General features: G+C 37.1%; 19 protein-coding genes. 18 read left to right on the top strand and 1 reads right to left on the bottom strand.

Translation table 11 applies throughout. The annotated features are described in order from the left end of the window. The first annotated feature begins 66 nt into the window (after positions 1-66). The 12 genes from CVS92_RS00190 to mnmC all read left to right on the top strand — a co-directional run bounded on the left by CVS92_RS00190 (position 67) and on the right by mnmC (position 13,165). Positions 67-492 carry a hypothetical protein gene (locus tag CVS92_RS00190; RefSeq protein WP_234398669.1) on the top strand — a complete coding sequence of 142 codons (426 nt, stop codon included), beginning with the start codon at positions 67-69 and terminating at the stop codon, positions 490-492. Continuing rightward, positions 492-1,679: a tRNA (guanosine(46)-N7)-methyltransferase TrmB gene (gene trmB, locus CVS92_RS00185; protein ID WP_107788090.1), complete on the top strand. Its 1,188-nt coding sequence runs from the start codon at positions 492-494 to the stop codon at positions 1,677-1,679. The genes CVS92_RS00190 and trmB overlap by 1 nt, the downstream gene beginning before the upstream one ends. Further along, positions 1,663-2,334 carry a cell division ATP-binding protein FtsE gene (locus tag CVS92_RS00180; protein WP_021091805.1) on the top strand — a complete coding sequence of 224 codons (672 nt, stop codon included), beginning with the start codon at positions 1,663-1,665 and terminating at the stop codon, positions 2,332-2,334. Before trmB ends, CVS92_RS00180 begins: the two co-directional genes overlap by 17 nt. Further along, entirely contained in the window at positions 2,321-3,136 is an 816-nt protein-coding gene (locus CVS92_RS00175) for an FtsX-like permease family protein (RefSeq protein WP_107788089.1), read from the top strand. Before CVS92_RS00180 ends, CVS92_RS00175 begins: the two co-directional genes overlap by 14 nt. After that, complete coding sequence (locus CVS92_RS00170; RefSeq protein ID WP_107788088.1) at positions 3,133-4,353, top strand: murein hydrolase activator EnvC family protein; 1,221 nt, start codon at positions 3,133-3,135, stop codon at positions 4,351-4,353. Before CVS92_RS00175 ends, CVS92_RS00170 begins: the two co-directional genes overlap by 4 nt. Before the next feature lie 73 nt (positions 4,354-4,426). Next, positions 4,427-5,143 (top strand): UMP kinase, encoded by a 717-nt coding sequence (pyrH, locus tag CVS92_RS00165; protein WP_054196984.1) that lies wholly within the window; start codon positions 4,427-4,429, stop codon positions 5,141-5,143. A gap of 18 nt (positions 5,144-5,161) precedes the next feature. Next, on the top strand, positions 5,162-5,377 hold the full coding sequence (locus CVS92_RS00160) for a DNA-directed RNA polymerase subunit omega (RefSeq protein ID WP_021091717.1): 216 nt from the start codon (positions 5,162-5,164) through the stop codon (positions 5,375-5,377). After that, positions 5,364-7,553 (top strand): RelA/SpoT family protein, encoded by a 2,190-nt coding sequence (locus CVS92_RS00155; RefSeq protein WP_107788087.1) that lies wholly within the window; start codon positions 5,364-5,366, stop codon positions 7,551-7,553. The genes CVS92_RS00160 and CVS92_RS00155 overlap by 14 nt, the downstream gene beginning before the upstream one ends. Positions 7,554-7,563: 10 nt before the next feature. Beyond that, positions 7,564-8,769, top strand: coding sequence for a tyrosine--tRNA ligase (gene tyrS / locus CVS92_RS00150; protein ID WP_107788086.1), 1,206 nt, complete (start codon positions 7,564-7,566; stop codon positions 8,767-8,769). Beyond that, positions 8,770-9,861 (top strand): nitronate monooxygenase, encoded by a 1,092-nt coding sequence (locus tag CVS92_RS00145; protein ID WP_021091713.1) that lies wholly within the window; start codon positions 8,770-8,772, stop codon positions 9,859-9,861. Then, a complete protein-coding gene (locus CVS92_RS00140; protein WP_107788085.1) occupies positions 9,858-11,300 on the top strand; it encodes an N-acetylmuramoyl-L-alanine amidase family protein in 1,443 nt (480 codons plus the stop codon). The genes CVS92_RS00145 and CVS92_RS00140 overlap by 4 nt, the downstream gene beginning before the upstream one ends. Beyond that, complete coding sequence (gene mnmC, locus CVS92_RS00135) at positions 11,297-13,165, top strand: bifunctional tRNA (5-methylaminomethyl-2-thiouridine)(34)-methyltransferase MnmD/FAD-dependent 5-carboxymethylaminomethyl-2-thiouridine(34) oxidoreductase MnmC (protein ID WP_107788084.1); 1,869 nt, start codon at positions 11,297-11,299, stop codon at positions 13,163-13,165. Before CVS92_RS00140 ends, mnmC begins: the two co-directional genes overlap by 4 nt. Positions 13,166-13,223: 58 nt before the next feature. On the opposite strand, the gene putP is transcribed toward mnmC, so the two are convergent. After that, positions 13,224-14,711, bottom strand: a complete 1,488-nt coding sequence (gene putP, locus CVS92_RS00130) for a sodium/proline symporter PutP (protein WP_072595136.1) — start codon at positions 14,709-14,711, stop codon at positions 13,224-13,226. Between the two features lie 150 nt (positions 14,712-14,861). Between putP and CVS92_RS00125 the strand changes: the two genes are divergently transcribed. From CVS92_RS00125 to CVS92_RS00095, 6 genes are all read left to right on the top strand, one after another. Continuing rightward, the gene (locus tag CVS92_RS00125) at positions 14,862-15,572 is read left to right on the top strand and encodes an amino acid ABC transporter permease (protein WP_085658195.1); all 711 of its coding nucleotides are present in this window, start codon (positions 14,862-14,864) and stop codon (positions 15,570-15,572) included. Next, positions 15,565-16,293: an amino acid ABC transporter ATP-binding protein gene (locus CVS92_RS00120; protein WP_107788083.1), complete on the top strand. Its 729-nt coding sequence runs from the start codon at positions 15,565-15,567 to the stop codon at positions 16,291-16,293. The genes CVS92_RS00125 and CVS92_RS00120 overlap by 8 nt, the downstream gene beginning before the upstream one ends. A gap of 11 nt (positions 16,294-16,304) precedes the next feature. Beyond that, complete coding sequence (locus CVS92_RS00115) at positions 16,305-17,078, top strand: basic amino acid ABC transporter substrate-binding protein (protein ID WP_107788082.1); 774 nt, start codon at positions 16,305-16,307, stop codon at positions 17,076-17,078. A 381-nt stretch (positions 17,079-17,459) separates the two neighbouring features. Beyond that, the gene (locus CVS92_RS00105; protein WP_107710017.1) at positions 17,460-19,412 is read left to right on the top strand and encodes a methyl-accepting chemotaxis protein; all 1,953 of its coding nucleotides are present in this window, start codon (positions 17,460-17,462) and stop codon (positions 19,410-19,412) included. Between the two features lie 194 nt (positions 19,413-19,606). Then, entirely contained in the window at positions 19,607-20,323 is a 717-nt protein-coding gene (locus tag CVS92_RS00100) for a transporter substrate-binding domain-containing protein (RefSeq protein ID WP_107788080.1), read from the top strand. Positions 20,324-20,397: 74 nt separating this feature from the next. Further along, on the top strand, positions 20,398-23,136 hold the full coding sequence (locus CVS92_RS00095) for a M16 family metallopeptidase (protein WP_107788079.1): 2,739 nt from the start codon (positions 20,398-20,400) through the stop codon (positions 23,134-23,136). The last annotated feature ends 8 nt before the right edge of the window (positions 23,137-23,144 follow it).

Raw genomic sequence — 23,144 nt, 5'->3', positions numbered from 1 at the left:
AAGATAATTTTAACTTGGGATTACGCGCCGGCTGAGGATTTTGCTTATTTTAAGGTTTATAGGACAGTGAGTAAAATTTTGCCTTACACATATCTGGCAAAAATGACTAGCAACACCTATGAGGATCTCATAAATACAAATGCAGCGACGAGGTATTACAGAGTCACAGCAGTCGATAAAGACGGCCTTGAGAGCTTAAAACAAGAAGAGCCAATTGTAGGGATAACACTTGGTGCGCCAAAGACTCCAAATATTAGCGCTAGCTACGATAGTAGCGGAGTAAATGTAAATTGGAGTGCAGTTGATAGAGCTAGTTCGTACACTGTTTATAGAAGTGGTGCAAGTGAGAAAATTTTTAGTGGCATAGATGGTACTGGACTTAGAGATGATAGCGTGCAAAAAGGAGCTAGCTATTCTTACAGCGTCGTAGCTATCGATGAGTATGGCATCGCCTCTGATAAGTCACCAAAAGCAGAAGTTAGCATAAAATAATGCCAAATTTCATCGCTTCGTCTTTAAAAGAGCTCTCGTTTCCATTTGGTAATGACAAAGTCAAATTTCTTTGGCAGGCAAATGGGCGAAACGAGAGGCTCATCTACACAAAAAATGAAGAAGAGAGCTTTTTTCTAGTTGTAAAGTCTGGTAAAAATGGCGTCGTTGTAAAGGGAGAAAAGCTTACAAAGCCAGCTAAAGTTGGTCTTTTGCAAGAGGCACTTGAGCTTTTTAAAGAGCAAAATTGCAATGATGTAATCAGTCAAGCATTTGCCGTAAAAAAGACAAATTTGACTAAAAAAGTGAGTGAAATTTTAAGCCTTGAAGAATTTGCGCCAGCCTTTAGTGAACTAAAAGATAAATTCGATCAAATTTTTATCGAGATCGGCTTTGGCTCCGGCAGACACTTGCTTTATCAAGCTAAAAACAATCCAAATGCCCTAGTTATCGGAATAGAAGTCTATAAACCAAGCATCGAGCAAGTAGCAAAGCTAGCTAGGGCAAATGGCCTAGAAAACGTACGTCTAATCAATACTGACGCCAGACTTTTACTCTCACTTATTGGCTCAAATTTAGTTGATAGAGTCTTTTTACACTTTCCAGTGCCGTGGGATAAAGCAGAGCATAGACGCGTGGTCTCATCGGCGTTTGCACTTGCGTGCGAGAGGATACTAAAAGTAGGCGGTAAATTTGAGCTAAGGACTGATAGCAAGGAGTATTGCGACTTTAGCTTGAGTAAATTTTTAGAGCCTACAAACTCAAAAATAGAAGCTTTCAAAAATAGAAATTTAGAAGTAACTAGTAAGTACGAAGACCGCTGGAGACGCCAAGATAAGGACATCTACGATGTTATCTATACTTGTGAGGTTGAAAGTGGCGAGAGTATTTTAGCTGGGGATTTTAGCTTTAAAGAAAAGACAAGCGTAAAAAATATCATTAAAAATTTCAAAAATTTCATCATCAAAAAAGAGGATTATTTTTTACATTTTGAAGAAATTTACACCATAAATGAGGGTGAAATTTTGCTAAAAGTTGCTTTTGGAGCATTTAATAAACCTGAGCAGTGTTTTATCAAAATAAGCGATGAGAAAAGCGAATATTTTATAAAAAAACCGATCTTAATTCGTGAAAATTTAGCGGCACACGAGCTTTTGAAGGAGTATTTGGCTGATGCAAGAGATAATTAGTGCAAGAAATTTGAGCCTAGCTTATGAACGCGATGAAATCGTAATTAATAGCGTCAATTTAGATATTTACGCAAATGATTTTGTCTTTATCACAGGCAAGAGTGGAAGTGGAAAAAGCACGCTTTTAAAATCATTTTATGGAGAAATTTCACCTCTTGCTGGAGAGCTAAATGTCTGCATGACACAAATGGATGATATCGATGACAAAAGACTTTGTGAGCTTAGGCAGCGAGTTGGCATTATATTTCAAAATTATCGCTTGATAAATGAATGGAATGTGGAAAGAAACGTCATGCTGCCCCTCATCATCAAAGGCATCAATCAAAATGTGAGCAAAAAGCAAGTGGCTAAACTTTTAAAACATGTAAATATGCTTCATAAAGCTGATAAATACCCTCGTGAGCTAAGCGGTGGCGAGCAGCAAAGAGTGGCGATGGCAAGGGCTCTAGCGCACAATCCAAATTTGCTCTTATGCGACGAGCCAACTGGAAATTTAGACGAATACTCGAGCGATGTCATCTGGTCGCTTCTAAAATCAGCTAGGGAATTTTTAGGCACGAGCGTAGTAGTTGTCACGCACCATATCCCATCGACACTTCGTATCCCATACCGTCACTTTGTCATAGAAAATGGAGGCGTGCATGAGATCGCTTAAAAACCACCTTGGATTCATCTTGCCGCTGATCGCGCTTTTGTTCTCCGTGCAGTTTAGCCTAACTGCTGATAAGGTTGTGAGAGATTATGAAAGACTTATGGGAAATGACTACAACATCGTCATAGTTTCAAGCAAAGAGCTAAGCGAGCCCGTGTTAAAGCCGATTGTGAGTAATCTATCTAGCCTCGAGCCACTAAGTCCGCAAAAGATCATCGACCGCCTCTCAAATGATATCTCGGCTAAAAATTTGTCCATACTGCAAAATGCACTACCTAAGTTTTACTCACTAAAACTTAGTGAATTTCCGACACCGCAGTACATGGATGAGCTAAAGCAAAAACTTTTAAAATTTGATGGCGTCACAAAGGTCGAGACATTTTCAAAGACTCACGATAAGGTCTTTAAAATGCTAAATTTAGCCAAAAGTATATCGTATGCTTTTATGGCGATACTTTGTGTGGTTGGGCTTATGCTTATGCTAAAGCAGGCTAAAATTTGGCTATTTGAGCATAGGGAGCGCATCGAGATCATGACGCTTTTTGGAGCACCTTTTTGGCTAAAATCAGCCATGCTTTACAAATCAGCCATGGTTGATAGCCTAGTTGCTACCGTTGTAGTCGGTGCATTTTTCTTTTTCTTGCCCAGCATTGAAATTTTTAGAGAAAATGCCGCAAGCATCGATGTAGTTTTGCCTAGCCTTGATCCTTCAAGGGATATTTTTATTTTATTTGGCGTGGCTATGTTTTTAAGCATTTTTGCTGTTAGTTTGGTGATGAGTAAGGCTAGAAAAAGCACGATATGAGAAAAGGAATTTTTACATTTTTGCTAGCTTTTAGCTTAGCCTTTGCGTCAAACACCAAAGAGAAGATCAAAGACTCCAAAAACTCGCTAAGATCGAGTCAAGCGATGAGCGAGCAGCTTAGTAAAAAGTTAGATGATTTGGCTGGTGATATTGTAAATGGCGAGAAAAAACTTCGCGGTATAAGTGGCGATATCACAAATTTAAAGGGTCAAATTTCTATACTTGAGACAAATGCTTCAAAGGCACTTATTGAGCTTGATGATCTAACAAAACAAAACAAAGAGCTAGAGCGCACACAAAAAGAGCTTGAGCAAAATATGATAAGGATCATCGCAGAAGATTTGTCGTTTGATCTTTTGATGTCTGCAACTGAGGGCAAGCAAAGCGAGGAGAGCATCATCTCGTCTCAAATTTTAACCAAGCTAAATGCTATTACAAAAGAGGATTTTAAAAGACTTAGCCAGAACTATGAAGATACGATCGAGAAGATAAAAAATAAATCAAATAAAATAAACGAGATAAACTCAAGCATCAAAAACTATAGACGCAAGCAAAGTGACTTGCAAAATTTAGAAAGTACGCAAAAAAATACCATAAACGGACTAAAACGAGATAAAGAAATTTACAGCAAAAAGCTAGCCAAGCTTCAAGCCCAGCAAGATGAGCTAAGAAAGACGCTAGAGCAGCTCGCTATCATGCAAAAACAAGAAGATGAAGCCGCACGTGCTGCTAGAGAAAAACAAGAAAAAGCAGCTGCAAGCAAAGGTGGTAAAAAAGGTGAGAAGAGCCAGCCAATGGGTGGAGGCTATCAAACAAGCTCAGTCAAAAAATATTCAGGTACAAAGACAATCGCTCCTCTTGATAGCTACACTGTAAAGCAAAAATTTGGAAACTACGTAGATCCAATATATAACATCAAAATTTTTAATGAGTCAGTCACGCTTCGCTCAACCACACCAGATGCCAAGGTCAAAAGCGTACTAAATGGCAAAGTGGTCTTTGCAAAAGCAACTCCGATGCTTGAAAATGTTGTCATCATTGAAAACGAAAATGGCATCCACACGATCTACGCTCACCTAAGTCAGATCGCACCGACGGTCAAAGTAGGCTCAGTCGTGCAAAAAGGCTACGTTATAGGTCGAGTTAGAAACGATCTAACCTTTGAAGTGACACAAAGAAACTACCACATCGATCCACTTGAGATGATCTCAAAATAGCCGCTTTGCAAGTACTATTAACTAAATTTAAAGCCTTTTTGGCTAGAATGCGTGAATTTTAAGGAGCAAGACAATGAGTAAAAGAAAACGCGTATTGGTTAAATTTTCAGGCGAAGCTTTAGCGGGAGAAAATGGTTTTGGCATAGATACGGCGGTGCTTAAATTTATAGCAAATGAGATAAAAGAGCTTGTCGAAAATGGTATCGAGGTTGGCATCGTTATCGGTGGTGGCAACATTATACGCGGTGTGAGTGCCGCAAAAGATGGTATCATTAAACGAACGAGTGGCGATCACATGGGCATGCTAGCAACTGTAATAAACTCAATCGCGATGCGTGAAGCTTTAGAGCGAAGTGGGCTAGAGGTAAGAGTGCAAAGTGCAATCAAAATGGAAGCGATCTGTGAGACTTTCATCGTTGGACGTGCGCAGCGCCATTTGGAAAAAGGCAGAGTCGTTATATTTGCTGCAGGTACTGGCAATCCATTCTTTACAACTGATACAGCAGCCACATTAAGAGCTATTGAAATTGGCTCAGATATGATTATAAAAGCTACAAAGGTTGATGGCGTTTATGATAAAGACCCTAAAAAATTCAAAGATGCAAAACTTTTAAAATCACTAAACTACGAAAAGGCAATGAGCGATGATATCAAGGTTATGGACGATACTGCTATAGCTTTAGCAAAAGATAACTCACTGCCTATTTTGGTTTGTAATATGTTTAAGGCTGGAAATTTATTAAAAATAATAAATGAAGAAGAAGCAGCCCTATATTCAGTAGTAAAATAAATTTTAAAAAGGATAAATATGAGAACAGAACAAATAACAGCAAGAGCGTTAAAGCAAGTTGGTGATGATAGATATAAACTTTCACTTATCGTAGCAAAGCGTGCAGAAGCACTAGCAAATGGAGCAGTAGTGCTTGTAGAAGCCGATACTTCAAAGATGAAATTTGCTGACATTGCGCTACTTGAAGTAGCTGAGGGCAAAATAGGCTTAGAGGCAATAGTTGAAGGAAAATAGTCTTTTTTTAGAGCAGCTAATAGAACAAATTTTACCTTGTAAAAATGTTTCAGAAGCTATAGCACTGCTCTTTTCTCTTTGCGAACGAAGCGAGAAATTAGATAAAGCTATAGATAGCTGTGTCACATCTCATGCTGGTCAATATCGCAAAAGTGGCGAGCCATACGCAATCCATCCAATATTAGTAGCATCAATAGTAGCAAATATGGGTGGAGATGAGAGTATGGTTATAGCTGCACTACTTCACGATGTAGTTGAAGATACTGAAGTTACACTTAGCGAAGTTCAGGCTGAATTTGGTGATGAAGTGGCGAAGCTGGTTGAAGGACTTACAAAGATAGTTGCTATAAGAGAAAACAAGCTTGCAAGCTCAAGTAGTAACGAAAAACTAGCTAGCTCAGCACTGACATTTCGGAAAATGCTTTTAATCTCCATTGAAGATGTTAGAGTTCTTGTGGTTAAGCTTTGTGACAGACTTCATAATATGCTAACCCTTGATGCGTTAAAGGTAGAAAAACAAAAACGAATTGCTGAAGAGACGCTTATGGTCTACGCTCCGATCGCTCATAGGCTTGGAATTTCATCGATTAAAAATATACTTGAAGATCTAAGTTTTAAATATGCGATGCCAGAAGAATACGCCAAGATCGATAGCTTTTTAAATAAAAATAAACAGCAGCTTAGCCTTAAGCTAAATGCCTTTTACGAGAAAGTAAATCAAATTTTGCTTGAAAATGGCTTTATTGAGGGCACTTTCGAGATTCAAAAACGTATAAAGCATTACTATTCGATTTATTTAAAAATGCAAAGAAAAGGTATTTCGATTGAAGAGGTGCTTGATTTGCTAGCTATTAGAATTCTTGTGCAAAAACCGCTTGATTGCTATCTTGCGCTTGGAAATTTGCATATAAATTTTAATCCTCTTATTTCGAGATTTAAGGATTATATCGCTCTTCCAAAACAAAATGGCTATCAAACGATACATACAACTATTTTTGATAATAAGAGTATTTTTGAGGCACAAGTTCGTACTTACGATATGCACAAAACCGCCGAATACGGTGTCGCAGCTCATTGGAAATACAAAAACGGCGAGGGCAGTTTACTAAATCCAAAACTTGACTGGCTAAACGACATTGGTATGCAAAATAATGAAGCTGAAAGTAATGTCGAAGAGCTTTATGAATATGCAAAAGATAGTCTTTATATAGAAGATATTGCGGTCTATTCGCCAAAAGGTGAGGTTTTTACACTTCCACGCGGGGCTACTGCACTTGATTATGCTTATGAGATTCACACAGAGATCGGACTTTATGCAAAAGAAGCTTATATAAATCGCGTCAGAATGCCACTTTTAACAGAGCTAAAAAACGGCGATATTGTAAGGATCGTAACTGGTGAAGAGGCAAAATTTCGCTGTTCGTGGATAAATAGTGTTCGAACTGGTAAAGCAAGGGCTACGATAAGAACATACTGCAAACAAAAGATAAAAGATATAAATTATAAAATCGCAGTTGATATTTTAAAGTCAGTTTTTGGCGTTTCAAAAGATAGAATTTTAGACTGGATAGAGCATGAAAATTTAGGCAAAAAAGTTTTTCGTGCCGCAACTGAAAGCGATTTTTTGCAAGAGGTCGTAAATATGCTTAAAAAGTATATAAAAAAAGAGCGTCCTTTTATGATCTCTTTGGGCGATAAATATCAGGTTAAAAAGCAAAAATTTGAAAATATCGTAATCTACTCAAATCATAAAATTTCAAATGTCGAGTTTGACTATTGTTGTAACCCAAAAAGAGGCGATAGTATAGTTGGCTTTAAAAATGGGCACAATGTGACAGTGCATCACAAACTTTGTGAGCGTGCTGGAAAGCTTATGGATAAGGGCAATGAGATCATCTTTGTCAAATGGACTAGAAATGCCCCACATAGATATAAAATTTTATTAAATCTTGAGAACCGAAAAGGCGCGTTGGCTGAATTTTTAACGTATCTTGCTAGACTAGATGTAAATTTGGCTACAATCTCGCTAAATGAAGCAAATGACCTTAGCGGTGACACATTTGAAATAAGTGTTGAGATAGCCGAAAATATCGATGCAAACGAGCTAAGAGAGAAGATCAAAGATAGATATAAGATTATAGATTTCGTTTCGCAAAGCGATCCATACCATAACTAGGAGAAAGATAATGCAAGATATAGCTAAAATTTTACAAGAGATAAAACGCGGTGTTGCCGAGATTATTGACTTTGAAAGAGTTGAGAATTTAATAAAAAACTATTATGAAAAAGGTGAAAATTTCTATGTAAAGGCTGGCTTTGATCCAACTGCTCCAGACCTTCACTTGGGACACACAGTCGTTTTAAACAAGATGGCACTTCTTCAAAAACATGGCGCGATCGTGCAGTTTTTAATAGGCGATTTTACCGCTCAAATAGGCGATCCAACCGGCAAATCAGCCACCAGAAAGAAGCTAGATCAAGAGACGGTTTTAAAAAACGCTAAAACCTATGAAGAGCAAGTTTTTAAAATTTTAGATCCAAAAAAGACCGTGATAATGTTTAACTCAAAATGGTCAAATGAGCTTGGAGCTGCTGGAATGATAGAGCTAACTAGCACATTTTCAGTCGCTAGAATGTTAGAGCGCGATGATTTTGAAAAAAGGATAAAATCTGGTAGTCCAATTTCAATTTGTGAATTTATGTATCCACTTCTTCAAGGTTATGATAGCGTTGCGATGAAGTGCGATATCGAGATGGGCGGTACGGATCAGAAATTCAACCTTCTAATGGGTAGAACCTTGCAGAGAACTTATAACGTCGGCAAAGAGCAAGCTGTCATCATGATGCCACTTCTTGAGGGGCTTGATGGTGTAAATAAGATGAGCAAAAGTCTTGGAAACTACATCGGCGTAACTGAAAACGCAAATGATATGTTTGCAAAAACGCTTAGTATAAGCGATGAGCTAATGTGGCGTTGGTACGAACTTTTAAGTACAAAAAGTCTTGGCGAGATAGAAAATTTAATGAACGATGTAAAAAACGGCAAGTATCATCCAAAAAAAGCAAAAGAGGACCTTGCTTACGAGATAACAGCAAGGTATCACGGCGAGGAGGCTGCAAAGGCTGCAAAGGCTGAGTTTAACAGCGTACACTCTCAAAATCAGCTCCCAACTGATATCAAAGAATTTAGCCTAAAAGCACCAGTGTGGATAGTGGAAGCTTTATCGCAGTGTGAGCTAAGTGAGTCAAATTCTCAAGCAAGACGCGATATAAAGGCAAATGCGGTTAGCATTAATCAAGAAAAGATCAGTGATGAGCAGTTAAAATTAGAGGCAGGTGAATATATCTTGCAAGTTGGTAAGCGTAAATTTGCAAAAGTAAAGGTTGAATAGATGGAGTTAAAGCCATTAAAAATAGGAAAATATGAGATAAAGTATCCGATATTTCAAGGCGGTATGGGACTTGGTATCAGCTGGGACAAACTAGCTGGCAATGTCAGCCTTGAAGGCGGTCTTGGAATAATCAGCTCAGTTGGCACAGGATATTATGAAAATCGTAAATTTATAAACAAAGAGCTAAATGCAAAGCCATTTGGAAGTGAAAATTTCTACTCAACAAGAGGTCTTAGAGCAATTATTGAGAATGCACGAAAAATTTGTGGAGATTTGCCACTTGGCGTAAATATAATGTATGCTGCAAATGACTACGCAAGAGTGGTAAAAGATGCTTGTGAAGCCGGTATAAATATCATCGTATCAGGTGCTGGACTACCTACGAATTTGCCAGAATTTACACAAAATTTTAAAGAGGTTGCGCTAGTTCCTATTATCTCAAGTGCAAAAGCACTAAAGATCATCTGCAAGCGCTGGCTACAAAGATATGATCGCTTGCCAGATGCTGTTGTGCTTGAAGGACCACTAAGCGGCGGACACCAGGGCTTTACATACGAGCAGTGTCTTGACCCTGAGTTTTCACTATTTAATCTAATCCCACAAGTAAAAGCTGAGATAAAAGAGTGGGGCGACTTTCCGCTCATCGCAGCTGGTGGAATTTGGGATAAAAACGACATAGAAAAGGCAATATCACTAGGCGCAGACGGCGTTCAGATGGGCACACGCTTTATCGGCACTCATGAGTGTGACGCAGATATTGGCTTTAAAGAAGTGATACTAGCAGCCGAGGAAAAAGACATTGAGCTTATAAAAAGTCCAGTTGGCTATCCAGCTCGTGGGATTAGAACAAATTTGATAAATTTGGTAGAAAAAAGGATGGGACCAAAGATCCAGTGTATAAGCAACTGTGTGAGCCCTTGTCAAAGGGGCAAAGGTGCTAAAGAGGTTGGATATTGCATCGCTGATAGGCTGTTTGACTCATTTAGTGGCAAAAAAGAGACCGGGTTATTTTTCACGGGAGCAAACGGATATAAACTAAAAGAACTAATAAGCGTAAAAGAGCTAATGCACAAGCTGGTACATGGTGAATGAAACGAGCGATAATCCTCTTTTTTATTGTTTGTAATTTTCTTTTTGCTGCGACAAATTCTGAGATATTTGTAAAATTTGATAAAAATTTTGCCAGCTCAAGCAGAAGTGCAAAGATTAAATTTCACAACGATATAAAAGATATCTATGTCGACGCGATCATTAAAAATGACAAAAATATAAAAAAACAAGCACTCACAAGACTCATAACCAGCTCAAAATCGCTTGGTTTTGACTCAAGTGGGTATATAAAAGATCTAAATACACTAAATGGCGTAAAGAGCGCCAGTACGCCTAGTGATACTACTTTGACGCTGCTTAGTGCAACCAAGGTAAATGATACTTTGGTGCTTAAGTTTAATACAAAAATCGATACTGCAAAACTAAAAACATCCTTTTTAAAGCAACAAAATACATATAAAAACATTATGGATATCGATGGTAGATTAAACGGTAATCCGCTAACTTATAAAAATTTTATATCTGATTATATTCACATCTCGCAGTACAATAAAAACACTGTTAGAGTTATTTTTTCTGATAAGGTCCAAAAGACTATAAAAGCAAATGCAACAAGTGATCTGCTTGTGATCAGCGCTCAAAATTTTATCTCAAACGAAAATGTAAAAACGCCACTTCACAAAACTAAAAACAAAAATGAAGAAGTGCCACACAAAGAGCCTGAGCCAAATTTAAAGCCTCAGCCTGCACAAAGTGAGCCAGTGGCAGCACCTTTGCCACCAGTTGCGACTGGTAAATTTTCACGCAACAAAACGATCGTCATCGATCCAGGCCATGGTGGTACTGATCCAGGTGCAGTAAATGGCAAACTGCAGGAAAAAACCGCGGTTTTAGGTGTAGCCAAAAAACTTGGCGACATACTAAAAGCACGTGGCTACAAGGTCTTTTTTACCAGATCAACCGATGTCTTTATAAATTTAAGAACAAGAACAAAATTTGCAAATGATAAGATGGCTGATCTTTTTGTTTCCATTCACGCAAATGCCGCTCCAAATGCCACAAAGGCAAAGAGCATGCACGGCATTGAGACATTTTTCTTATCGCCTGCAAGAAGTGAACGTAGTAAAAACGCGGCTGCGCTTGAGAACAAATCAGATATAGAAGAGATGAACTACTTTTCGCAGCAGACGTTTCTAAACGTGCTAAACCGCGAGAAGATTATCGCATCAAATAAGCTTGGCATTGACATCCAAAAAGAAATTTTAGCAAGTGCTAGAAAGGTCTATGCTGCAAGTGATGGCAGTGTGAGAGAGGCGCCGTTTTGGGTGCTTGTGGGCGCTCTTATGCCAGCAGTTCTTGTTGAGATCGGCTATATCACGCATCCAGTCGAGGGTGAAAAGCTCTTTAATGATGCCTATCAAAACGCTCTTGCAAACGGTATCGCGAATGGCATCGATGGATATTTTGCAAAAAATAGATGAAAAATGCAAATTTAAGCTTTAAAGAGCAAATTCCATTTAACGAGGAGTTTGGCGACATCTATTTTAATACCGACAAACCTTGGCTTGAGAGTGAATTTGTCTTTGCAAGCGCGCTTGATGAAATTTGGCAGAGTAAAGACAGTTTCATCGTCGCTGAGACTGGCTTTGGTGCTGGACTAAATTTCTTTACACTTTGTAAGAAATTTAAAAATAGCTCTAAAAAACTTCACTTTGTTAGTATTGAAAAAAGTCCCATAAAAAAAGAAGATCTTTTAAAAATTTATGAAAATTTAGGCATTTTTAAAGCTTATGCTAAAAAGCTAGTTTCGCTCTATCCGCCTCTTATTGAGGGCATACACCGTATAAATTTTGCACCAAATATTACACTTGATCTTTGCTACGGCGAGGCTAAAGAAATTTTACCTGAGCTTGATTTTAGCGCTGATATTTGGTTTCTAGACGGCTTTGCTCCAAGTAAAAATGGCTCAATCTGGAGCGAAGAAATTTTTAGAGAGATCGCAAGACTAAGCAAGGTTGGCACGATTGCTAGAACCTACTCGTGTGCAAAAATAGTAAAAGACGGGCTAAAGGGCGCTGGCTTTTTGCTAAGCCTAAAAGAGGGTTACTCTAGAAAACGCCAGATGAGTAGCGCCGTGCTAGAGAAAAAGGATGAAAATTTAAAAGATGCTTGGTTTGCGAGGTGCGAGCCACTGGCTAAGCCAAAAAACAAAACAGCGCTTATCATAGGAGCTGGCGTGGCTGGACTTGCAACAGCTGGCGAGCTAACCAAAAATGGCTTTAAAGTGGTGATCGCCGAGGCAAAGGGTGAGGTCGCAACAAATGGCTCAGGCAATCACTGTGGTGCTTTGATGCCACTAGTTACAAAGCCTGGCGTAAATTTAGGCGGCATGCACTTAAACGCATTTTTGCAAGCAGTGAGATTTTACAAGGCAACTTTGCCAAAAAGCCTTATCAAATTTAGTGGCTGCATCGACTACGCATTTGATGATGAGCTCATCAAAAGATATGGCTCGTGGCAAACTCAAGGGGTAGAGGATATTTTTAAATTTGATGAGAACTTAAAGCCATATCCTGGGATGTTTATAAAAGAGGCAGCATACGCTAGACCAAGAGAAATTTGTAAATTTTTATCAGGTAGTTTTGAAATTTTATTTAATCACGAGTATGAGAGTAGGGCACATCTACAAAACGGCAAGATAAGCGTTAAATTTAAAAACGGCAAAAGCTTGGAGGCTGACATCTTGGTCTTTTGCACTGGCAGTAAGAGCAGTGAAATTTTTAATGGCTACGACATGCAAATAAGCAGTGTCCGAGGCCAAGTCACGCACCTAAAACCAGTGCTTAAAAATACTATGCCACTAAGCGCAAAAGGCTACATATGTCCAACCGTAAAAGGTGTGCAAGTTATCGGCGCAACTTACGCCAGAAATGAAATTTGCAATACGCCTAAAGATGAAGATAATGCTAAAAATTTAAGCGATGTAAGCGAGTTTTTTGACATCAAAAAAGTAACAATTATCGGTGCAAAAGTAGGCTACCGAAGTTATAGTGGAGACAGATTTCCGATAATTGGCGCCTTGCATGACGAAGAATTTTACAAGCAAAACTACAAAGGGCTATTTTGGAGTAAAAATAAAGATAACAATCCAAAAGCAAGCTACGAAAAAAATGTCTTTGTAAATTTTGCTCACGGCTCACGAGGTCTTGGCACAGCGATACTTGGAGCAAATTTGGTAGCTGATCTCGTGCTATGTCGTCCACTTTGCATAGAAAGATCGCTATTTCACGAGCTTCATCCAGCTAGATTTTTGATAAGAAAACTAAAAAAGGGATTAAAATTTTAAGAGAGAATTAGTAAAAATTCCTAGCACAAGATACTAGGAATTTCTTGTAAGTTTAGGCCTAAAGCCTTGTTTTCATCTTTTCAAATTCATCTTTTATGACTTGCTCGTGAGGTTCGCTCGTCATTTTATTTATCGCATCGCCCCAGATACTTACGCTAATGATTGCTATACAAGAAGCTATGATGCCAGGTAAAATTTCATAAACGTAAGTGTTTAGCCCTGAAGTGATCCAAAATATTACGGTCGCACCTCCAGCTATCATACCGGCTAATGCTCCAAGTGCACTCATACGCTTCCAGTAGAGGCTAAAAAGCAGCACTGGTCCAAAGCTCGCACCAAATCCTGCCCAAGCGTTGCCAACGACATTTAGAACATTATCTGTCGAGATAAAAGCAAGTATGGTAGCAACTATGGCTACTACTACAACAGCATAGCGACTGATCGCTGTTTGTGTATTTTGACTAATCTCTTTTTTATAGAATGCAAAGATAAAGTCCTTTGTTACCGAGCTAGATGTAACTAAAAGCTGACTTGAGATAGTACTCATGATCGCTGAAAGCACAGCTGAGATGATAATGCCTATAAAAAATGGTGGGAAAAGTAGCTCACCAAGCTTTAAAAACACCGTCTCAGGATCGCTAAGTCCGCCTCTTTGACTAAAGTAGACAAAGCCGATAAGTCCGCTCATAATCGCACCAAGCAGTCCAATACTCATCCAACCAATGCCTATTCTTCTTGCTTTAGCAAGCTCTTTTGAATCGCGTATCGCCATAAATCTAACAATGATGTGTGGTTGACCAAAATAGCCAAATCCCCAAGCCATAAGTCCTAAAATTCCCCAAAAAGTTTGATCTCTAAATGGATTTAGGTGATTTGCATCAAGCTTGCTTATCTCTTTTATCAAATTTGTATCACTTGGCAAGTCTAAATTTAGATATGCCACGACTGGGATCGAGACTAGGACACAAAACATCAAAAGCCCCTGAAATGCGTCAGTTATACTAACTGCTTTAAATCCACCAAAAAATGTGTAAAAAACTACAATAACAAGTGTGAAGACCGCTCCGTAGGCAAATTTTAAACCAAAAAAGCTCTCAAATGTCTTTCCGCCAGCGATGATGCCGCTACTTACATAAAGTGTGAAAAAGATTAAAATGATAAGACCAGAGATGATTCTTAAAATTTTAGTCCTATCTTTAAAGCGATTTTCTAAAAAGTCTGGTATCGTGATGCTATCACTCGCAACTTCAGTATAAATTCTAAGCCTCTTTGCTAAAAATAGATAGTTGCAGTAAGCTCCAATGATAAGGCCGATTATCATCCACACATTTGCTATGCCAGTTGCGTATAATGCTCCGGGCACGCCAAGTAGCATCCAACCACTCATATCAGAAGCACCAGCACTAAGTGCAGTAACCACTGGACCCATTCGACGATTATCTAGCAGATACTCGTTCATACTTGCATTTTTATCGTAGAAATATCGTCCGATAAAGAGCAAAAAGCCAAAATAGATGGCGATGGCTAAATAAGACCCAAAGCTCATAAATTTCCTTTCAAATTAAGATAAATGGCTTATGTTAATATAAATTTTTTTAAATTACAACATTTAGTGCCGATCCTTAAACACTTTTAAGCAAAATGATATAAATTTTTTCGTATTATTTAAAGCCATATTTTAAAGAGAAGGACAAAGTTGAAGGCTCAAAATTTAGCTAAATTTCTATTTTTTATAATAATCGTCTCACTTGGAGCATATTTTTTCTATCCAAGAGATCTTAGTGAGGCTCAAGAGATTGCTTATATCAAAAGTTACGGAGTGACTTTAGGGCTTACTATAGGCGGTATTGTCATAGGCATAACACTTGGATTTACCTTGGCGTTTATTAAATTTTTAAATATCAAAGTCTTAAATTTTATAATTGATGAATATATCGATATCTTACGTGGAACACCTGTAATACTTCAACTTTTAATATTTTCAGTTGTCATTTTTGCAACATGGAGTGATAATTTTTATGTAGCTCTCATCGCACTTGGACTAAATAGCTCTGCTTATGTGGCCGAGATCGTACGAAGTGGTATAAATAGCGTCGATAAAGGACAAATGGAAGCGGCTCGTGCGATGGGCCTAAACTACTATGTTTCGATGCGCGAGATAGTCTTTCCACAAGCTACGAAAAATATCTTGCCAGCTCTTGCAAATGAGTTTATCTCACTTTTTAAAGAGACATCAGTCGTGGGCTATATAAGCGTCGTTGATATCACGATGCAAAGTAAGAGCTTGCAAGCGGTCTTTTATAGTCCAGAGCCAGTCATTTTTACAGGTATTGTCTATTATGTGAGTGTTAAATTTTTTACACTTTTGACAAAACTACTCGAGAGGAGATTAAACCGCCATGATTGAGATTAAAAATTTAAACAAAAGTTATGGCGATTTGCGAGTTTTAAATGATATTAGTGTAGATATAAAAAAAGGTGAAGTTATAGCTATAATTGGTCCAAGTGGTGGTGGCAAAAGTACATTTTTACGCTGCATAAACCGCCTTGAAGAGCCAGATAGCGGGCACATAAAGATAAATGGTGAAGATATTTTAGACAAAAAATCAGATATAAATAAAATTCGCCAAAAAGTGAGCATGGTTTTTCAGCACTTTAATCTTTTTGCAAATAAAAACGTCTTGCAAAATTTAACTCTAGCCCCGATAAAAGCGGGAATTTTAGATAAAGCAAGTGCAGAAAAAATAGCTGATGAGTTGCTAAAAAGTGTTGGGCTAAGTGATAAGAAATTTGCCTATCCGCACAAGCTTTCAGGCGGACAAAAGCAACGTATTGCGATCGCTAGAAGTCTAGCGATGGAGCCAGAAGTGATACTTTTTGATGAACCGACAAGTGCACTTGATCCTGAGATGATCGGAGAGGTACTTGATATTATGAAAGATGTTGCCGCAAGGGGTATAACGATGCTTGTGGTTACACACGAAATGGGTTTTGCAAGAAACGTGGCAAATAGAATTTTCTTTATGGATAAAGGTAAAATCGCAGTTGATGATACACCGAAAAATGTCTTTACAAATCCGCAGCACGAGCGTCTGCAAGAGTTTTTAGGCAAAATTTTAAATCATTAAAGGAGTAGAAAATGAGTAAAATTTTAAAATTTTTGATGGCAAGCTTGGTTTTATTTTTACTAGGTTGTGGCGATGATGCTAATAAAAAAAATACAGTAAATAATGCCGAAGAAGCTAGTAAAAATGTAGTTTATAAAGTTGGCTCGAGCGCTGATTATCCACCTTTTGAATATCTTGATGAAAACAATAAAATTGTTGGCTTTGAGATAGATTTATTAAATGAGATCACCAAAAAAACTGGAATAAAATTTGATGTTGCAAATATGAGCTTTGATGGACTGATATCAGCATTAAAAACCGGTAAAATTGATATTGCCATAAGCGGAATGAGTGCAACTGATGAGAGAAGAAAATCGGTTGATTTCACCAAGCCATATTATTTTTCAGAGAATTTATTTATCCGTAAAAAAGGCTCAGATGTAAATAAAGACAACCTTAAGGATAAGAAAATTTCAGCTCAAGTTGGCACACTTCAAGAAGAAGCAGCCAAAAGCATAACCACTAAGTCGATACCTGCTGAAAATGTAGCAGCTGCCATCATGTCACTAAACGCTGGTAAAATCGACGTTGTATTAACTGATAGTCCGATAGGGGTTGAATATTTAAAACAAAATCCAGATTTAGAAGAATTTTTAAGAGTTCCTGATGGCACGGAAGGATTTGCAATGGCGTTTGATAAAGGCAAACACACTGAGCTTATCAAGAAGATAGGCGCAGCGATCGATGAGCTACAAAAGTCTGGTGAATTTGACAAAATGCTAGATAAATATGGATTAAAGAAATAAATTTAAATACAAAATTTGCAGAGAAGCAGGAATTCTCTGCAAAAACTCACTTTTTTCTAATTTTTAAAATTTAACATCTTTTAAAAGTAAAATTAATAAAATGACTTAATTATTTTCAAGGAGAAAAAATGAAGCTTCTCAGGATGAGAACGGCATTTATTTTAAATGTGCTATTTTCTATTTGCATGTATCACAATTTTGTTAAAAAATTCCTACTATTTAATAACGCTAAATATAAATTAAAATTTTACATAAATAGGCTAATCAATATTTTTTATAAAAATAACCAAAAGCATTTTTTGGTTGATAAATTTTAAGTATTAAAGTCGTATGGCTTTATTTTTTGAAGCAGATATTTAAGAAAAACTAAAAGGAGAGAAAATGAATAATCTAGGTATTAAATCTAAGATTATGGCGATAGTTATCGTCAGTCTTATTGGCCTTGGTATCATGAGTGCATATATGCTAAATGGTATCTTAAAGACTCGCTCAAAAGCAGAGTTTAGCGAGAAAATCGTGGATACAATAATAAATCAAAACAATTTTATCCATGAGATGCAAAAAGAACGCGGATTTAGCTCAGGTGTGTTAGCAGGAGGGGATAATAAAAATTTATTAGAGCAGCGTAAAAAAGTAGATGCTGCACTTGATAAGCTTGAAGAGAAAAATGAAATAGTTTCAGAGATAAATAGCATCCGCTCAAATGTGGATCAAAAAAGTGGCAATGATCTAATTAGCCGTATAACAAAAATTTTAAGAAAAGAGGTTATTGCTATAAATGGATATAGCGATAAGCTCGAGCCTAGCTTGGTAGATGATCTAAAGCGTATCATTATTGTTGGTGAGATAAAAGAGTCTTTTGGTATTTTGCGTGCTACTTTAAATGGGGTTTTTACTAAAAAGAGCATAAGCAAAGAGGACTACAATAAAGTAGTTGCACTAAATAGCGTTATAAATAAATTTATGCAGGATTTTGACGATTACAATCCAAAAGAATTTAGTGACGAATTTGATGCTATCGCTAGAAAAAAGGCTGATTTTATAGATGCGATGAATATTATTAAAAATGTAGTTGCTACCGAAGATGCATCTTATGATGCAGCGAGTTGGTTTTCAAAGATAAGCATTTCAATAGATGCGATGAGAGAGCTTGAGCTTAAACTACTTGATAGTATGCAAAAAGATGCAAGACGCATTAAGGGCGATGCAAATACCGAACTTATTATAAGTTCTATTGTGATTGCGATTTGTATTTTGCTTATGTTGCTAGTATCTACATTGATAGGTAAAAATTTGATATCTGGCATAGATCAGACTAAAAATGGCTTAGTTAGATTTTTTGACTTCTTAAATTATAAATCTAATAAGGCTGAATTTTTAGATCGTAGTGGTAGCGACGAGATCGGACAGATGAGTGCACTGATAAATGAGAATATCAAACAAATCGAGGCAAATTTATCTGAGCAAAATAATTTCATCAAAGAAGCAAATACTTTTGTAAATCAAATCGGAAAAGGTAACTACGTAGCTCAGCTTAACGCAGATACTTCAAATCCTGCACTTAGCCAGCTAAAACAAACTTTCAAAGACTTACAAATCGCACTAAAACATGCTATTGCGGAAAATGGCGATGATGTGTTAAATCTATTAGAAAGCTTTAAAAAACAAGACTTTACTAAAAGGCTTGAAGATGATGGCAAAATGGCGGTTGGTATAAATGCCCTTGGTGAAGAGATAGCCAAGATGTTAAGGGCAAATTTAGATCAAGCTCATGTGCTAGAAGAAAAGGCTGAGTCTTTAAGTCAGTCAATGAAAGAACTAACTCAAGGTGCAAATGTACAAGCAAGCTCGCTTCAAGAGTCTGCTGCCGCAGTAGAGCAAATGTCAAGCTCAATGAATGCAATATCTCAAAAAACATCTGATGTTATTAGACAAAGTGATGAGATCAAAAACATCATAACTATTATTAGAGATATAGCTGATCAAACAAATTTACTAGCTCTTAATGCTGCGATCGAGGCAGCACGTGCAGGAGAGCATGGTAGAGGCTTTGCGGTCGTTGCAGATGAGGTTAGAAAACTAGCAGAGAGAACTCAAAAATCTCTAACGGAGATCGAAGCAAATACAAACGTACTAGCTCAATCAATCAATGAAATGAGTGAGTCTATAAAAGAGCAAAGTGAAGGAATCAATATGATAAATCAATCAGTTGCTCAAATAGACACACTTACAAAAGAAAATGTAGTAATTGTCAATAAAGCAAATGAAGTAACATCTGATGTTGACGACATGGCTAAGGCAATAGTAAACGAAGTTAGAAAAAGTAAATTTTAATCTTTGACTTACTCTTAGAGCTCCTACTATTCTATCCCTTAAGATAATTAAGGGATAGAACTTATCTATAAAAATTTATATGCTACTTTGCTATACGATTATTTATAGCATTTTTCTTTTATCGTAAATTTAAACAATTTTTAATAGAGAAATACTGATAATTAAGCCACTAAATCACCTTAAAGGACACTATTATGAAAAAGATCTTTGCTCTTTTACTCACAGCTTTTGTTGCTCTTTGTGCAAATGAGCTAAAATTTGGCACAGCGGCGAACTATCCTCCATTTGAATATATCGATGAAAATAACAAAATAACAGGCTTTGATATCGAGTTAATTGATGAAATTTCAAAGCGTGCAGGCTTTTCATATAAGATCATAAATATGAGTTTTGACGGCCTTATCCCAGCGCTTAAAGCTGGCAAAATAAATGGCATTATAAGTGCGATGAGTGCGACTTCAGATAGATTAAAATCGATTGATTTTACAAAGCCATACTATCTAACTGAAAACCTCTACCTAAAGAAAAAAGGCAATGACGCATTAAAAGCTAAAGATGAGCTAGCTGGCAAAAGAGTTGGCGTGCAACAAGGCACCGTCCAAGAGCTAGCAGCAAATGCTATAAATGGCGTAAAAGTAGTGCCTTCAGAAGATACTGTGCCACTTATCATGGGATTAAAAGTTGGCAAATTTGACGCAGTCATCCTTGATAGCTCTATCGGATATGGCTTTATCAAGAAAAATCCAGAACTTGAAGCATTTTTCAAAGAAGTTGATGGTAGCGAGGGCTTTTCAATAGCTTTTGATAAAGGAAAAGAGAGTGCGTTAATAGAGAAAATAAATCAAATTTTAGATGATATGAAAAAAGACGGAAGCTACGAATCTTTACTTAAAAAATACGATCTAAAATAACCTTCTAGCCTGCAAATTTGCAGGCTTATGCTAAATTCTGCTTTGTCTATCGATTAAAATTAAAAGGGAAAATAATGAGAAAAATTTTGTTGCTTTTTTGCCTAGTAATGGGTCTTTTTGCGCTTCAAAACGATAAAGATATGTTAAATGGAGAGCTAAAAAACGGGCTAAAATACTATATCAAAGAGAATAAATTTCCACAAAAAACAGCTATTTTTTATCTTGTTATAAATTCTGGTTCAACTGATGAAAAAGATGGCGAGCAAGGTCTTGCTCACTTTTTGGAGCACATGGCGTTTAATGGCAGCCGTGACTTTAGTAAAAATGAGCTCATTAAACAGCTTGAGAGCCTTGGTGTGAAATTTGGAGCTGATCTAAACGCGCAGACGAGCTACGATCAGACGAGTTATGTCTTAACGATTAATGTAAATGAGAAAAATTTACAAGATACATTTAAGGTATTTTCGAATTGGATAGATGGCGTTATAATCGATCCTAAGGAGCTTGATAAAGAGCGTGGCGTCATAATGGAAGAGGAGCGTCAGAGAAATACGCCAGGATATAGGCTTTATTTGGCTCAAACAAAGGATATTTTTGAGGGCAGCATCTATCTAAAAAGAGTGCCAATAGGCGACATGAACGTCATCAAAAGCATAGATGCTAAGCATATGCAAGAATTTTACGAGAGGCTTTATCAGCCAAGGTTTATGAGCTTTGTTGCTGTTGGCGACTTTGATAAAAATGATATAAAAAGCTTAATCGAAAAAAGCTTTAGCCAAGCAAAAAATACAAATTTTTACATTCATCCAGAAAAAAATATCAGCTTTAAAAGTGGTTTAAATATTTTTAACTATGACTCGAATGAAACTGGAATGGAGCTAGTTAGACTTAGCTATTTTGATAAATTTAGCCCGGTTGTAAATGAAGCTGATGCAAAGAGGAATCTAGAAGATGCACTTATCGCAAGCCTGATAAATATGCTTTATGAGCAAAAAAATGCAAATAATTCATCAAATTTAAGCACTGATTTTATAGCTCAAACACTTCAAGCAAAGCAGAAAATTTATAGTTTTGAAACAAATGTACTTGGAGGCGATTTTAACGCAAGTCTTAAAGATATGCTTGGCGTTATAAAAGGCGTTAAAGAGTTTGGCTTTAATAAAGAAGATTTCGAAGATGTTAAAAAGGCGTTTGTAGCAAATGTAGATGCAAAATTTAAACGCTCAAAGACTAAAAAATCAAGTACTTACGCTGGACAAATTTTAAATATGATAGAAAATGGTGGCTTTGTGTTAAGCGACGAAGACGACAAAGAGCTTGGTTTAAAGCTATTAAACGAGATTACGTTAGCTGATGTGAATGCTAGATTTAGGCAAATTTTGGCCATTTCTGATGAACGTGTAAGAATTTTTAGCAAAGATGGTTTTAGGCTTAGCAAAGATGAGTTTTTAAAGCTTTTTGCCAAGGCGCCTGCTTATAACACAAACCTATCTGGTAGCAATAACGACAAGAGTCTAGGTAATGAAAATTTAGAGCCAAAAGAGATAAACTCAAGAAGCTTTGATGAAAAAAATGGAATTTATACCTACAAAATGCAAAATGGCTCGCAAGTTATCTTTAAGCCACTAGCTACTAAAAAAGATAGTATTTTGTTTGCGGCCATCAGCAAAGGAGGCACATCAAATTTGACTGATCCAAAGCTTGGTAGCTTCGCGGTGGCGCTCACAAATGAAAGTGGCGTTGGTAAATTTAATAACTATGAGCTCTCAAAGGCACTAAATGGAAAGATCGTAAGCTATGAAAAAGGTATAGAAGCACTCACACAGGGCATTTATGGCTCATCAAGCACAAGCGATCTTAGCTCGCTGCTAGCTGTTATAAATTTAGAATTTAACGCTCCAAGAGCCGATGCAAACGTGCTTGAGAGGATAAAGCAAAGAGCAAAAGATGAGCTAAGCAAAGAGCAAAATTTGCCTGAATATAAATTTAGCACCGAATTTAGCAAGTTTTTTTATGAAAACAATAAACGTGTCACGCCACTTGAGATGGCTGATATCGACTCTTTAAATCTAGAAGAGCTTACAAAGATCGTGCATGATAAATTTACAAATGCAGCCTCATATACTTTTGTAATCATCGGCGATACCGATGAAGAGAGGCTTTTGCCACTTATTAAAAAGTATATCGCCACCTTGCCAAAGCTTGGCGAGGCTGAAGAGTTTAAAGACGATGGCGTGCGAAGTATCAAGGGTCAGCACACCTTTAAAAGGGAGTATCAAAGCACAAAAAGAAGCGATGTTGGCATAAATATCATAAATTCTGATGCGAAATATAGCTTTGAAGGAGCGATTAGGTTAAGGGCGTTAAGTGAAATTTTAAAAACGGCGCTTCGAGAAAAGATCAGAGAAGATAAAGGTCAAACATACGGCTTTAGCCTAAATGCCAAGCTTTCACGCTATCCTTTTGAGCATTCAGATATGCTAATTAGCTTTACTTGCGATCCTGCAAACACGGACAAGATCATCGCTGAGATAAAGCAGATAATAGCTAGCATCAAGAGTAGTGGCGTGATTTTGCCAAAGCATTTGGAAGATTTTAAGGCTCAGAGTGAAATTTCTATAAAAAAAGATTATGAAAAGCCTGAGTTTTGGCAAAAGCTCATCATCTCAAATAAAATTTTTAACACGCCACTTTATACGGCTGATGAGTATATAAGCGCGATAAAAGCCATCACAAATGACGAGATCAAAGAGGCTGCTAAACTCTATCTTGATGAGAAAAATATGGTGATAAGCATAAATAATCCAAAGTAGAAAATTAA

Origin of the sequence: Campylobacter concisus (genome assembly GCF_003048555.1) — a bacterium.
Taxonomy (GTDB): Bacteria; Campylobacterota; Campylobacteria; order Campylobacterales; family Campylobacteraceae; genus Campylobacter_A; species Campylobacter_A concisus_AO.
Note: the sequence above shows the minus strand (reverse complement) of the source record. Positions and strands in the feature narration are given on the sequence as shown.

Excerpts from the sequence above, each read along its gene's own strand:
- tyrS (WP_107788086.1), top strand. The coding sequence starts at position 7,564 with ATGCAAGATATAGCTAAAATTTTACAAGAGATAAAACGCGGTGTTGCC.
- CVS92_RS00100 (WP_107788080.1), top strand. The coding sequence starts at position 19,607 with ATGAAAAAGATCTTTGCTCTTTTACTCACAGCTTTTGTTGCTCTTTGT.
- CVS92_RS00140 (WP_107788085.1), top strand. The coding sequence starts at position 9,858 with ATGAAACGAGCGATAATCCTCTTTTTTATTGTTTGTAATTTTCTTTTT.
- trmB (WP_107788090.1), top strand. The coding sequence starts at position 492 with ATGCCAAATTTCATCGCTTCGTCTTTAAAAGAGCTCTCGTTTCCATTT.
- CVS92_RS00175 (WP_107788089.1), top strand. The coding sequence starts at position 2,321 with ATGAGATCGCTTAAAAACCACCTTGGATTCATCTTGCCGCTGATCGCG.
- mnmC (WP_107788084.1), top strand. The coding sequence starts at position 11,297 with ATGAAAAATGCAAATTTAAGCTTTAAAGAGCAAATTCCATTTAACGAG.
- CVS92_RS00170 (WP_107788088.1), top strand. The coding sequence starts at position 3,133 with ATGAGAAAAGGAATTTTTACATTTTTGCTAGCTTTTAGCTTAGCCTTT.
- CVS92_RS00145 (WP_021091713.1), top strand. The coding sequence starts at position 8,770 with ATGGAGTTAAAGCCATTAAAAATAGGAAAATATGAGATAAAGTATCCG.
- CVS92_RS00105 (WP_107710017.1), top strand. The coding sequence starts at position 17,460 with ATGAATAATCTAGGTATTAAATCTAAGATTATGGCGATAGTTATCGTC.
- pyrH (WP_054196984.1), top strand. The coding sequence starts at position 4,427 with ATGAGTAAAAGAAAACGCGTATTGGTTAAATTTTCAGGCGAAGCTTTA.
- CVS92_RS00120 (WP_107788083.1), top strand. The coding sequence starts at position 15,565 with ATGATTGAGATTAAAAATTTAAACAAAAGTTATGGCGATTTGCGAGTT.
- CVS92_RS00115 (WP_107788082.1), top strand. The coding sequence starts at position 16,305 with ATGAGTAAAATTTTAAAATTTTTGATGGCAAGCTTGGTTTTATTTTTA.
- putP (WP_072595136.1), bottom strand. The coding sequence starts at position 14,711 with ATGAGCTTTGGGTCTTATTTAGCCATCGCCATCTATTTTGGCTTTTTG.
- CVS92_RS00160 (WP_021091717.1), top strand. The coding sequence starts at position 5,162 with ATGAGAACAGAACAAATAACAGCAAGAGCGTTAAAGCAAGTTGGTGAT.
- CVS92_RS00095 (WP_107788079.1), top strand. The coding sequence starts at position 20,398 with ATGAGAAAAATTTTGTTGCTTTTTTGCCTAGTAATGGGTCTTTTTGCG.
- CVS92_RS00180 (WP_021091805.1), top strand. The coding sequence starts at position 1,663 with ATGCAAGAGATAATTAGTGCAAGAAATTTGAGCCTAGCTTATGAACGC.